The sequence below is a fragment of the Helicobacter bizzozeronii genome (genome assembly GCF_900196775.1).
GTDB classification, from domain to species: Bacteria; Campylobacterota; Campylobacteria; order Campylobacterales; family Helicobacteraceae; genus Helicobacter; species Helicobacter bizzozeronii.
Genome location: NZ_FZLB01000009.1, coordinates 20371 through 32277 on the forward strand (window position 1 = coordinate 20371; position 11907 = coordinate 32277).

The 11907-nt window shown below is 45.5% G+C and carries 11 protein-coding genes, 1 tRNA gene and 1 pseudogene; 4 read left to right on the forward strand and 9 right to left on the reverse strand.

Annotated elements, in window-relative coordinates:
• Positions 1-33: 33 nt before the first annotated feature.
• The 5 genes from C5684_RS01455 to C5684_RS01475 all read right to left on the reverse strand — a co-directional run bounded on the left by C5684_RS01455 (position 34) and on the right by C5684_RS01475 (position 3491).
• Entirely contained in the window at positions 34-972 is a 939-nt protein-coding gene (locus tag C5684_RS01455; protein ID WP_104639202.1) for a chemotaxis protein CheW, read from the reverse strand.
• A gap of 102 nt (positions 973-1074) precedes the next feature.
• Positions 1075-1677 carry an exonuclease domain-containing protein gene (locus tag C5684_RS01460; RefSeq protein WP_104639203.1) on the reverse strand — a complete coding sequence of 201 codons (603 nt, stop codon included), beginning with the start codon at positions 1675-1677 and terminating at the stop codon, positions 1075-1077.
• On the reverse strand, positions 1670-2305 hold the full coding sequence (gene rpe / locus C5684_RS01465) for a ribulose-phosphate 3-epimerase (RefSeq protein ID WP_104638627.1): 636 nt from the start codon (positions 2303-2305) through the stop codon (positions 1670-1672). The genes C5684_RS01460 and rpe overlap by 8 nt, the downstream gene beginning before the upstream one ends.
• An 8-nt stretch (positions 2306-2313) precedes the next feature.
• A tRNA-Ile gene (locus tag C5684_RS01470) sits at positions 2314-2390 on the reverse strand.
• Positions 2352-3491: an FtsW/RodA/SpoVE family cell cycle protein gene (locus C5684_RS01475; protein ID WP_104639211.1), complete on the reverse strand. Its 1140-nt coding sequence runs from the start codon at positions 3489-3491 to the stop codon at positions 2352-2354. The genes C5684_RS01470 and C5684_RS01475 overlap by 39 nt, the downstream gene beginning before the upstream one ends.
• A 49-nt stretch (positions 3492-3540) precedes the next feature.
• Here C5684_RS01475 and C5684_RS01480 point away from each other — a divergent pair, with 49 nt between their 5' ends.
• On the forward strand, positions 3541-4323 hold the full coding sequence (locus tag C5684_RS01480; protein WP_104639204.1) for a sulfite exporter TauE/SafE family protein: 783 nt from the start codon (positions 3541-3543) through the stop codon (positions 4321-4323).
• On the opposite strand, the gene C5684_RS01485 is transcribed toward C5684_RS01480, so the two are convergent.
• From C5684_RS01485 to dnaG, 4 genes are read right to left on the reverse strand one after another with little or no spacing between them, the layout of a single operon-like run.
• Positions 4320-5081 carry a type IV secretion system protein gene (locus tag C5684_RS01485; RefSeq protein ID WP_104639205.1) on the reverse strand — a complete coding sequence of 254 codons (762 nt, stop codon included), beginning with the start codon at positions 5079-5081 and terminating at the stop codon, positions 4320-4322. The two genes, C5684_RS01480 and C5684_RS01485, sit on opposite strands and share 4 nt — an antisense overlap.
• 15 nt (positions 5082-5096) lie before the next feature.
• A complete protein-coding gene (locus tag C5684_RS01490) occupies positions 5097-5954 on the reverse strand; it encodes a DUF5718 family protein (RefSeq protein WP_104639206.1) in 858 nt (285 codons plus the stop codon).
• Positions 5955-5987: 33 nt separating this feature from the next.
• Positions 5988-7046 carry a 7-cyano-7-deazaguanine synthase gene (locus C5684_RS01495; protein WP_104639207.1) on the reverse strand — a complete coding sequence of 353 codons (1059 nt, stop codon included), beginning with the start codon at positions 7044-7046 and terminating at the stop codon, positions 5988-5990.
• Positions 7043-8695, reverse strand: a complete 1653-nt coding sequence (gene dnaG / locus C5684_RS01500) for a DNA primase (RefSeq protein ID WP_104639208.1) — start codon at positions 8693-8695, stop codon at positions 7043-7045. Before dnaG ends, C5684_RS01495 begins: the two co-directional genes overlap by 4 nt.
• Before the next feature lie 213 nt (positions 8696-8908).
• Here dnaG and groES point away from each other — a divergent pair, with 213 nt between their 5' ends.
• The 3 genes and pseudogenes from groES to C5684_RS01515 form a co-directional block, all read left to right on the forward strand.
• Complete coding sequence (gene groES / locus C5684_RS01505) at positions 8909-9253, forward strand: co-chaperone GroES (RefSeq protein WP_006018440.1); 345 nt, start codon at positions 8909-8911, stop codon at positions 9251-9253.
• Between the two features lie 66 nt (positions 9254-9319).
• Positions 9320-10966: a chaperonin GroEL gene (groL, locus tag C5684_RS01510; protein ID WP_104639209.1), complete on the forward strand. Its 1647-nt coding sequence runs from the start codon at positions 9320-9322 to the stop codon at positions 10964-10966.
• A 261-nt stretch (positions 10967-11227) separates the two neighbouring features.
• A pseudogene (locus C5684_RS01515) lies at positions 11228-11907 on the forward strand (glycosyltransferase family 4 protein); the annotation flags it as partial.

An 11907-nucleotide genomic window follows, 5' to 3' on the forward strand; every position in this document is an offset into this window, starting at 1 on the left:
TGTTGTTTAATGTATTATACTCCAATTTGTGGGTTATCCTAAAATCTTGGCAATTTCATCAGCAAAGCGGTTGGGATCGAATTTCACCAGATAACCCTTTACCCCTAAATCTAAAGCCCTCTGCGCGCTGTAATCATCACAAATAGAGGAATTAAAAAGGACGGGAATATTGGCAAAACGCGGGTCTTCTTGGATTTTAGAAAAGAAATGGTAGCCATCCATCTTGGGCATCTCCACATCGGAGACAATCAGCTTTAAATGCTTACTCAAGGTCTCTTGGTATTGGTTAAAGAGCACCTCTAGTTTAGCCAAACCATCCTTGCCATCCACAGCCTCCACCACCTGAAACCCCAGTTTTAAAAGCGTGTGTTTGATGATCTTGCGTGCTGCCCGACTATCATCTACAAATAAGGCGATTCCCTCAAATTTCTTAGAATGTTCTTCTAGGAGGTCTTTTTTAGAAGCATGGGGGACACTAAACTCAAAGTCGTTTAAAATGCTCTCCAAATCCAAGATCAAGAGGGTTCTATCCCCCTCGATTTTGGTCGTGCCCGTGATCTTATCCTGACTCACATCGCTATGTGCACTAAAAGTCGCCGATTCCACATCGCTCCAGCTAATGCGCCGGATACGCTTGGCTGCATGCACCACAAAACCCATCTTCACACTGCTAAACTCGGTGATCACCACGACTTTTTCTTCAATGCGCTGTTCGTCCGCTGTGATCCCTAGCCAAGTGGAGAGATCGATTAGGGGAATAATTGTGGAACGCAGATCAAAGACCCCAACCACATATTTTAAATGCGTGGGGAACTCGAAAATCTCAGGCATCATGATGATCTCTTGCACCTTAGAAACATTGATCCCATAAATCCCCTCGTAGGGCTTGCCATTTTGCAACCCAAAGATTCGAAAATCCACAAGCTCGATTTCACCTAGATTTAAAGCCGTGTCTAAACTTTGTTCTGTCAAGAGCGATCCCTAATTACAAGTCTTAACATGCCATTCTACCCTATTTTATCTTATTTTGCTATTTTGGGCTTGCTTGGGCGTTGTTTTTGACCAATCCAAACTCTATTTTGCTAAATCCAATTTGCCCGTGCTGTAATCTAATAAATCTTGGGTGGTGGTGATCTCTAAAGGCAGAGCGTCTAAGCAATGCTCAAAAACCTTAAGGGCGATGAGCGCATCGGCATAGGCGCGGTGGGTGATGGGGATTTTGATCCCCAAGTGGGTGTTGAGGAATTGTAAGCCATGCTTGGGGCTAGGGATACACAGACGGCTTAGATTCAAGGTGCAGAGTTGGGGGTTAAAAAGCCCCTCGCCCAAGACTTGCTGGCTAGTGTAATGGATAAAATTAAAATCAAAAGCCACATTGTGGGCAACAAAAACATGATCTTGTAAGAGGTCTTTAAACACACGCAAAACAGGAATCAAAGAGGGCGCACCTTGTAGGTTTTCAGGTTCAATGCCGGTCAATTCGCTGATCTTGGGTGGGATGTCCTCACAAAAAACCAAACTGGCATAACTTTTAATTAGCCGTCCCTTGCCTAGGGGAGTGGGAGCGGGCGCATAGAGCAGGGCAGCAATTTCTATAATGCTGGAAGTCTCCGGTTTAGATCCGGTGGTTTCAATATCCACAAAACAATACAATGAATCGCGATAACTTTCAGACATCAATGGCTTGGAGGGTTTGGAGGGCTTGGGTGGGGTTGTTGTGGTTAAATAAGAAACTGCCCACCACCAATAAATTAGCCCCCGCTTGGCTTAACAAATGTGCGTTTTGATCGTTAATCCCCCCATCGACTTCCAGCACCCCAGCATAATTGGGGAAGCGTTGTTTGAAATCATAGAGTTTTTGGAGGGTGAGGGGTAAAAAGCTCTGCCCCCCAAAACCCGGATTCACACTCATCAGCAAGACCAAGTCCAAATCTTGGATCACATAATCTAGGGTGTTTAGGGGGGTGGCGGGGTTGAGACTCACCCCGGCTTTAATCCCCAAATCTTTAATATGATGCACCACTTTATGCAGGTGGGGCGTGCTTTCAACATGCACGCTCAAAAAGGCAGGCTTTAAATCCTGATAAAGCGCAATGCCAAAGAGGGGATCGCCCACCATCAAATGAATATCTAGGGGGATTTGGAGCTTGGGGAGATTTTTGAGCACACAAGGACCAAAGGTTAGATTAGGCACAAAATGCCCATCCATCACATCCACATGCAAAAAATCCACTCCCTGCACGCGCGCGATACTCTGCCTTAAATCCAAAAAATCCGCACTCAAAATACTAGCCGCTACTTGCATGGAAACCTTGGTGGATTCTGTAGGACTTGAACCTACGACCAATCGGTTATGAGCCGAATGCTCTAACCAGCTGAGCTAAGAATCCTTTTTTTCGATAAGAAGGGGGATTATAACCAAATCCAAATTTAAATGCAAGGAGGTTTTCAAAGATGGCAAAGAGGGCAATGAAGGTGATAAAACTACTGCCCCCATAGCTTAAAAGAGGCAGGGGCAAGCCCACCACAGGGGCTAATCCTAGCGTCATGGCAATATTAACGCTGGTATAGACAAAGATCAAAATTGCAATCCCGCCCGTGATCGTCTGCAAGAAGCGATCTTTGGGGTCGCTCATAAAATAAGAGAAAAAATGCAAGACAAAGAGCAAGTAAAAGATCAAGAGTGCAAATGCCCCCAAAAAGCCAAAGCGTTCCACAAAATAGGCAAATATAAAATCGCTGGTGGCGATGGGCAAGAATTTTAATTTGGCTTGGGTGGATTCCTCTTGGGACTTGCCCAAAAGCCCACCAGAACCAATAGCAATAATGGATTGGCGGACATGGTAATTGGGTTTTTCGGCGATAAAATCGTGGATACGCTTTTTTTGGTAGGCGTGCAGAGAGCCATAAATGAGCGGGGAAGCGGTGGCGAAGATAATCCCTAGCGTGATCCACACCTTAGGATGCACACCCACCAAAAACAACACCCCAAAACCCATGATCAAGATCACTAAAGCCGTGCCCAAATCGGGTTGTTTTAAAATCAGCCCCGCTGGGATAATAATATAAATGCTCAATTTCCCAAAAACCTTCCAGCCATAGCCCCCCGGGGGGATGGGGTGGGTGTTTATCAAGTGGGCCAAAAGCAAAAGAATCGCGATTTTGACCGGCTCGCTAGGCTGGAAACTCCAAGAAGTGCCCGGGATCACTAGCCAGCGTTGCGCCCCTAGTTTGGAAGTGCCCATAAAATTAACCAGCAGGAGCAAGAAAACACAGCCCCAGTAGAGCACATGGAACAAGTAATCAAATTTTCTAAAGGGGATCAAGAACACGACCCAAAACACGATAAAGCCTATCGCGAAGTAAAAGCCTTGTTTGAGACTTAAAGTTATATTGGCTTCATGGACTAAAAAGAAAGAGAGACCCATGAGGGGTAGGAGAAAAAAGAACAATAGAAAATCAAAGTGGGTCAAAATCCGGCGATCAATCATGGCGGGGATTTTAGCACAACTTCATTATAATGGAGTCAAAAGGCTCTGCATGGAGATGGCGCAATTAGGCTTGTTTTTACTGCTTGGGGGTGTAACAGGGATCATGGCGGGCTTTTTTGGCATTGGGGGGGGGATGGTGATTGTGCCCACCTTACTTGTCTTTGGGTATGGCTATGATAGTGCGGTGGGGATTTCTATTTTACAAATGGTTTGTTCCTCTGTGGCAGGGAGTGTGGCAAATTTTAGAAAAGGGCTTTTGGATCTAAGAGTGGGCTTTTGGGTGGGGCTTGGCGGTCTAATGGGGGCGGGCTTTAGCGGAGCGATCTTAACCCATGTGCCGCATAAAATCTTGCTTGGATTGTTTATTTTAATGACCTTTTACTCCCTTTTGCGCTTTTTTCTAAAGTCTAAAAAATCCACAGGCAAAAAGATCAAGAGCGCACAGCTCCAGCCAAAAGACAAGGTCATTTTAATTGCTATTGGGGCTTTAACAGGCATTTTTGCGATTTCTCTTGGTATTGGTGGGGGGGTGTTGATGGTGTCGCTCTTGTCTTATTATTTGGGCTTAGACCCCAAGCAAAGCGTGCCTTTGAGCTTGTTTTTTGTGGTGTTTTCCTCCATTAGTGGGGTGGCTTCGCTCTATCAAAGCCATATTTTAGAGTGGCAATATCTGCAATGGGGGCTGTTAGTGGGGGTGGGGAGTGTGCTGGGCGTGCTGGTGGGGGTTAGGCTCATCACCAAAGTGAGCACGCTAACGCACCGCTACGCTTTGATCATGGCTTATTTGGTGTGCTTGGCGGTTTCGCTCTATAAATTTTTCACTTTGGGCTAAGGGTTTTTCAGCGGGCTTAACTCCACAATGCTATAAGCATTGACCTCAAAGCCGGTCGGGTTTTTGGGCATGGGTTCATAATCTAGTTTGGGGGTGTTAAAGGCGTAGCTTAGCGTGATGTGGTAGCGTTTTTCATAGGTGGGTTTGCCCTCATAGAAGAGTTTAGCCACAATCTGCACGCTGGCGATGTTTTGGGCACTATTATCTTTGAGTAGGGCGATATTAATAACCTTAATGTCGCGATCCATTTTGGCATTGGTGTAAATGCTGTGTTTGGAGGCGACCAAATTTTCAAACACTTCCCAAACCTTTTGGCTACTTTGCAAACGCACCGCCTCGTAACGGATTTGATCATCAATGTGGTTAATGGATTCGCGATTGAGGATATAAGTGCCCACCAAAGAACGCACAAGAGCTTGGTTGCTGGTGATGCTCTCATCAGCACGCTGGATAATGGCATAATGCTTGTCTTGGTTGGCAAAATCCACAAAGTGGTGCTGGGTTTCTTTAAGGGGGAGGAGCACCACAAGGGCGATGGCTTGACTCAGACACACAAAAGCCAGCAGGGCGACTAATTTGTAGGCGATCGCAGTGTTTTTGCGTGCGATTTGAAAAACATGGTTGCTATCCACGCGTTGTAGGGCTAAACTTTCAATCTTGCTCTTGATCTCTTGCTCAAACTGGGCTTGAGAAGCCTCAATCTTGGCGAGCAAAAGCTCTAAGTCTTGGGGCGTACCCACACCCGGATTATCTGGCATAACGGGCTTGGCAAGCTAGCAAGTTGTAACAACCAAATTTTTATCCACCACGACCTTTTGTTGGATAAAGGACACATCTTTAAGAGGGGTTTGCTGGAGTTGGTTGGAGGCAACAATGTTGAAAATCTTATCAAAACTATAACGGCGGTGGTTATAGGTGATGATGGTGATACAATCATCTTGTTTCAAAAAATTTTCTTGGGCGAAAGGCAGGTAAGGCGTGGCACCAATGGCAATAATGCACTTAGAGGGATAATCATGTGCTCTAAACACCTCTTTAAGATTTTCCAAACTCCCTTCATCTTTTTGGGTGTTTAACATTTCCACAATCCAGCTCAACAGCTTGTCATAGAAGTATTCGTATTTGACTAATTTAGAGTTTTCGCCATAAATGTGGGTTTCCCCATCTCGGGTTAAAAAAGAGGCAATGGAATAGTCATTACACACCCCCCCATAGACAAAGCGATCGATCAACAATTTTTCCCCCATGCCCTTAGAGGCTTTGGAAAAGTTCTTTTTTTCAGAGAGTTTCGCTGCTTTGAGATTGCGGATCGAGGCATCATTGAACGCCATAAAATAATGGGGCGTGATGCTCTCCACCAAGTGCTTATCATTATAGATAATTTCACATTCTAGGGCAATCTCAGGTTCGGCTTGGGCGCGCAAGCTTGCATTATCAGGCAAGATCACAAACTCATTATCCATACAATAACGCCCCAAATACCCACTATCATTGGGTAGGTAAAAAGGGAAAAGCCCCTTGGGTGCGTCCTTTTCAATGTGTTTCATGTTGATAAAGCTATGGGCTTCGCCCGCTTGCTCTAAATGCCTTGCAAAATTGCCCACAACCCCTAGACCGATAAATTCTTCCATGTTTAACTCCTCATTGCATTATTATACACCCTCTCAACCCATGAATAGATACTTTTGCGCCTCTTCTCTTTGCAAAGGGTTTAAATGCAGCACCTCAGCCCCCACCTGCACCCCATAAGCACGCTCTTTCTCACTTTTGGCATAGCTCAACACAATTTGGGCGGCTAGTTTTTTCTCCTCTAGGCTGGCGCATTTTTCCACAAGCCCCAAGGGTCCCTTACAATCCAGCAATTCAATTTTATCCATCAAAGGATGGGGGGTTTGCAATTTGGCATTTTCTAACTCATTGCGCCCCACGATCACACGGGTATTACCCACGACCATATAGCGCCCCACCTTGACAATCAAATTATCCTGCACCACCATTTGCTGTTGGGTATTTTGGCGGTGGGCTTGTAAATCTTTGAGTTTAGTGCTCACGCTCAAGTCTGTTAGCAAACACCCACCCCCGGGTTTTTCATAATATTTTAAACCCAATTCTTGCACCTTAGAAAGTTGCCGCACACGGCTACGCCCTTGTATATCCCACAATTTAGCCCGATCCAGCCAACCCTGTTTTTCCATAAAGCTAGGCTCTAGCAGTTGTGCGCTCATGGGTCTTAGCAAAAGTTCATCTAAAAACTGGGGCTTACTGGGGTTATTGCCACTGCGATCCAAAATGCTATCAAAACACCCTTCAGCCCCAAATTCACGCACCAATTTTCTAACCTGCCCTAGGGCTTCTTTGCGCTGGCTCTTGGGGCGTTGCCCTAGTACCTCCCCGCTGATCACAAAATCCGCCTTGAGTTCTAGGAGCTTGTAAAAGGCTTGTCTGAACATGTTGGCATGGCAATCAATGCAAGGATTAAAGTATTTGCCATAGCCGTATTTGGGCTCAAACAGCACTTCATTAAAAAATTGCTCTTGGATATCGCACACCAGCAAGCCCACGCCAATTTGTTGCGTGGCATTTTGCAAATACTCTAATTTGTCCTTATTCCCGCCAAACCCGATATTAAAATGCAGGGCACTAACTTCGACCCCTTGAGAGGCAACTAAATACATGGATAGCAGGCTGTCTAACCCGCCACTAAAAAGAGCTAGGGCTTTCATATTCTGACTAATTCTCCTTGTTCGCATAGATAACGCTTTTTTTTCCATTCATTCATCATGGCAATGCGTTCTGAGAGGTCTAAATGGGTGTAAAGCGTGTGGATTTGGGTTATCTGCCATTCACAATGGCGTTTGATGAGTTTAACTAAATTGCCCTTAAAGCCATGGGGCTCAATGGGGAGGCGATCATCTAGCATGATCGCCACGAGGCGCGCTTGATCAAACTGACCCGCACATAACGCCTTAAACTCCTCTTGGCAATGCCTGAAACTCTCCACCTGGACAAAGTCTAAGGCATTTTGGATCAAGCCATGATCTAAAGCCATGTATTTGATTAAGACCTCTTCTAAAGGATCTAAAATGGCGCGCTCGCCCGATGGGCTAGGGGCGGGGGGCTTTTGCTTTTTAAGCCCAATCAAGCCACTTTGGGGGATTTCTAATAAATGGGCTGTCATTTGTCTATAGTCCTCTTGCACCACTAGGGGGAGATCGTGCAAAAAATTTTGAGCCTCTTTAAGGGCTTGTTCTTTTTGCAAAGGGTCGTTCAAGTCGTGCTGTTCTCTAATGCCCCTCAACACAAATTCAATAAACTTCATCGGCTGGGCTAGGCACTCTTGGAGGCGTTTAATCTGCCCACTAGCGACCATCTCAGCGGGGTCTAAGTTGTTTTCAAAAACCACCACCCCCCCGCTTTTAAGCTCTTTGGCTAACAGCTGGCTAGCCTTCAAAGCCGCACTATGACCGGCGCGATCGCCATCATAGCCCATAATGACCGAGGGCATGCCCCGATTTAAAATAGGCAAATGTTGCTCGCTTAAAGCTGTCCCCAAAGTGGCTACGGCATGCTTGATCCCTGCTTGGTGCAACAAGATCACATCTAAATACCCCTCTGTTACTAAAATCTGCTTTTGTTTTAAAATCGCCTCACGGGCTAAGAAATAGCCATATAAAAGCTTGGATTTATTAAAAAGCGGGGTTTGGGGCGAATTGATGTATTTTGCTACTTTGGTTGTGTCTAAAGTATCCAAAATCCGCCCCCCAAAGCCCACGATCTTGCCATTGGGGTTGTGGATGGGGAAGATCAAGCGGTTAGCAAAGCGGGCATAACTCTTGCCCCCATACTGGGCTAGCACGCCTAATTGGATCAGCATGGAACGATCCAAATGGTATTTGGTGATAAAATCCTCTAGGGCTCTAGGGTGGCAAAACCCCAATCTAAATTCTTGCACGCTAGAGGGGCTAACCCCCCTTTTTTGCAAATACTCTTGGGCTGTGGGGTTTGATGCCAACTGATCTTGATAAAAGCGTGTGATGAGCTCCAATAAATCCCACTCTTGGGTATTTTGCTGGGTCTTGTGGGTGTATTCTAGGGGCACGCGGAATTTGTCAGCCAACTTCTGCACCGCCCCCACAAAATCCAATTTTTCATACTCCATCACAAAGGTGATCGCATTGCCCGATTTGGAGCACCCATAACATCTAAAGGAATTTTTTTGGGGATTGACAATGAAACTGGGGGTTTTTTCGTTGTGGAAAGGGCAGATCGCTTGGTAATTGATCCCTGCCCTCTTGAGCTCGATGTAACCTTGCACCACTTCTACAATGTCGATAACTTGTTTGAGTTGCTCTAAGGATTGCGCGCTAATCATATTGGGTTTTTAGCATAAGAGAGCTTGTATTTGGCTTTTTCTGCCCCCCACAAATATTTATATGATAAACAATATATATCTTTAGTCTAAGTGGCTAATATATATTGAAAAAAATATTTTAATTTTAAAATAACTCTTGACTTACGCAAAAATTTTTGCTATTATTTGGCACTTAATTTTTTAAGTGCTAATTTTTAGGACTAAGGAGACAACATGTTTAAGCCATTAGGCGAGAGAGTGCTAGTTGAAAGACTAGAGGAAGAAAAGAAAACCGCTTCTGGGATTATCATTCCGGACAACGCTAAAGAAAAGCCCCAAATGGGTATTGTTAAAGCGGTGAGTCATAAAATCAGCGAAGGCTGTAAATGCCTTAAAGAAGGCGATGTCGTGGCTTTTGGTAAATACAAAGGCACTGAAATTGTGCTAGGCGGGAAAGAGTTTATGGTTTTAGAGCTTGAGGATGTGCTCGGTGTGGTGGATTCTTGCTGCCATGGGCATGAGCACGGGCATAAAAAAGGTGATCACAAGCACGAGGGCGATTGCTGCCATAGCCACTAATTAAATCTGGCACGCTGTTTTTGCGTGCTCCCACATTTATAACAACATTCAAAAAAAGGACACACAATGGCAACTAAGGAAATCAAATTTTCAGACAACGCACGCAACAAACTTTTTGAAGGCGTGAAACAACTCAATGATGCGGTCAAAGTTACGATGGGACCAAGAGGGCGCAATGTGTTGATTCAAAAAAGCTATGGCGCGCCTAGCATCACTAAAGATGGCGTGAGTGTGGCTAAGGAAATCGAGCTAGCCTGCCCTGTAGCCAACATGGGCGCACAGCTGGTTAAAGAAGTGGCGAGCAAAACTGCTGATGCCGCTGGAGATGGCACTACTACGGCTACCGTTTTGGCTTATAGCATTTTCAAAGAAGGACTACGCAATATCACCGCTGGAGCTAACCCCATTGAAGTTAAAAGAGGCATGGATAAAGCTAGCGAGGCGATCATTGCTGAACTCAAAAAATCTAGCAAAAAAGTGGGCGGTAAGGAAGAGATCACCCAAGTAGCCACCATCTCGGCTAACTCTGATGAAAAAATCGGAAAACTCATTGCCGATGCGATGGAAAAAGTGGGCAAAGATGGCGTGATCACCGTTGAGGAAGCGAAGGGAATTGAGGACGAACTCGATGTGGTTGAGGGTATGCAATTTGATCGCGGCTATCTCTCTCCTTACTTTGTTACCAATGCCGAAAAAATGACCACCCAGCTAGAAAACGCTTATATTCTGCTCACTGATAAAAAAATCTCTAGCATGAAAGACATTTTGCCCTTGCTAGAGCGCACCATGAAAGAGAGCAAACCTCTTTTGATCATCGCTGAGGACATCGAAGGCGAAGCCCTTACTACTTTAGTAGTGAATAAATTAAGGGGTGTGCTCAATGTGGCAGCGGTCAAGGCTCCGGGCTTTGGCGATCGCCGTAAAGAAATGCTCAAAGACATCGCGATCCTTACAGGCGGGCAAGTGATCTCTGAAGAGCTGGGCAAAACCTTAGAAAATGCCGATGTGAACGATCTAGGTGTGGCTGCACGCATTGTGATTGACAAAGACAACACCACGATTGTAGATGGCAAAGGCAAAGCCCACGATGTGAAAGATCGCATTGCCCAGATCAAAACCCAAATCGAATCCACCACCAGCGACTACGACAAAGAGAAACTGCAAGAACGCTTGGCTAAACTCAGCGGTGGCGTGGCGGTGATCAAAGTAGGTGCGGCTTCTGAAGTGGAAATGAAAGAAAAGAAAGATCGCGTAGATGACGCTTTGTCTGCTACAAAAGCCGCTGTTGAAGAAGGCATTGTGATTGGTGGGGGCGCGGCTTTGATTCGTGCGGCTCAAAAAGTGCATTTAGAATTGCATGAAGATGAAAAAGTGGGCTATGAAATTATTAAGCGCGCCATTAAAGCCCCTCTAGCCCAAATCGCAGCTAATGCGGGTTATGATCGCGGCGTGGTGGTCAATGAAGTGGAAAAACACAAAGAAGCGCATTTTGGCTTTAACGCGAGCAATGGCGAATATGTAGATATGTTTAAAGCGGGTATCATCGATCCTCTTAAAGTGGCGCGCATTGCTTTGCAAAACGCCGTATCTGTGTCTAGCTTGCTCTTGACGACTGAAGCCACCGTGCATGAAGTAAAAGAAGATAAACCCGCTCCTGCAATGCCTGATATGGGTGGCATGGGCGGTATGGGAGGCATGGGCGGCATGATGTAGCCTAGTCGCCTTTGGGAGGGGGCAAGGGGGGGGAGAGTTCTGCAACGCTCAAAGCGCACCAATCTTTTATTGAGCTATAATCATTGTGCCTTTTGCAAAGTCCACAAAGCACAATTATGACCAAGAAAAGTTTAACAAGTATGGCTTTTTGCAAGAGCAAAGAGCTGAAAGACTATCTAATCACAACCAAAGTATTTAAGGGCTATACTGCCACCAAAATTTCACAATTTTCAACATGGCAATTTGATACAAAGGCTCTAAATGAACTTTCTTTATTGCACCGAGCAATATTATCCCTTGCAAACGGGCACGGCTATGGCTGACTATGGGCTGACCTATGCGCTGGCCCAGGCTGGGCATTGTGTTTTTGTGATCACTAGCGACACCTTTAACCATGCTGGGGTGGCCATGTCTATCAAACGCGATGGGCATAGGGAATCCATAAGTAGTGGGGGCATCCATAGAGAATCTATTGAAATTGCCCCTAATCTCTATGTGATCGAATTCCATATTTACCATGACACCCAAAAAGGTTGGTTAGGGGAGCTTGAGGATTACACCCATTTTGCTAAGAATTTTGCGTGCGACATCTTGATCAATGCGTCAATTTGGACATGGAATAGCGATTATTTAGCCCCTTTTTTAAAGACCTGCCAAGCCAAATATAAGTTTTTAAGAAATCATATTGAATACAGACCGGCCCCCAAGAAAAGAGGGATAAGGGCACTATGTAGCCAACTTCTAGGCCACCCAAATCCCCCGGATAAATACGCTCTAGCCACTCTTGAGGCAAAACTTAAAAATTACGATCGAATTTTTATGCTCCATGAAAATAGCGCACTCTATGCCCACTTCGCCCATGCGGGTCTTCCTGTGGGTATCCTTTCTAATGGCGTGCTAAAAAAGGATATTTGCCCCCCTAAGACTTTCACCCCCCCCCC

Bases quoted from the DNA above. Each gene is read 5' to 3' on its own strand.
- C5684_RS01495 (WP_104639207.1), bottom strand. From the start codon at position 7,046: ATGAAAGCCCTAGCTCTTTTTAGTGGCGGGTTAGACAGCCTGCTATCC.
- rpe (WP_104638627.1), bottom strand. From the start codon at position 2,305: ATGCAAGTAGCGGCTAGTATTTTGAGTGCGGATTTTTTGGATTTAAGG.
- C5684_RS01475 (WP_104639211.1), bottom strand. From the start codon at position 3,491: ATGATTGATCGCCGGATTTTGACCCACTTTGATTTTCTATTGTTCTTT.
- C5684_RS01480 (WP_104639204.1), top strand. From the start codon at position 3,541: ATGGAGATGGCGCAATTAGGCTTGTTTTTACTGCTTGGGGGTGTAACA.
- C5684_RS01460 (WP_104639203.1), bottom strand. From the start codon at position 1,677: ATGTCTGAAAGTTATCGCGATTCATTGTATTGTTTTGTGGATATTGAA.
- C5684_RS01485 (WP_104639205.1), bottom strand. From the start codon at position 5,081: ATGCCAGATAATCCGGGTGTGGGTACGCCCCAAGACTTAGAGCTTTTG.
- dnaG (WP_104639208.1), bottom strand. From the start codon at position 8,695: ATGATTAGCGCGCAATCCTTAGAGCAACTCAAACAAGTTATCGACATT.
- groES (WP_006018440.1), top strand. From the start codon at position 8,909: ATGTTTAAGCCATTAGGCGAGAGAGTGCTAGTTGAAAGACTAGAGGAA.
- C5684_RS01490 (WP_104639206.1), bottom strand. From the start codon at position 5,954: ATGGAAGAATTTATCGGTCTAGGGGTTGTGGGCAATTTTGCAAGGCAT.
- groL (WP_104639209.1), top strand. From the start codon at position 9,320: ATGGCAACTAAGGAAATCAAATTTTCAGACAACGCACGCAACAAACTT.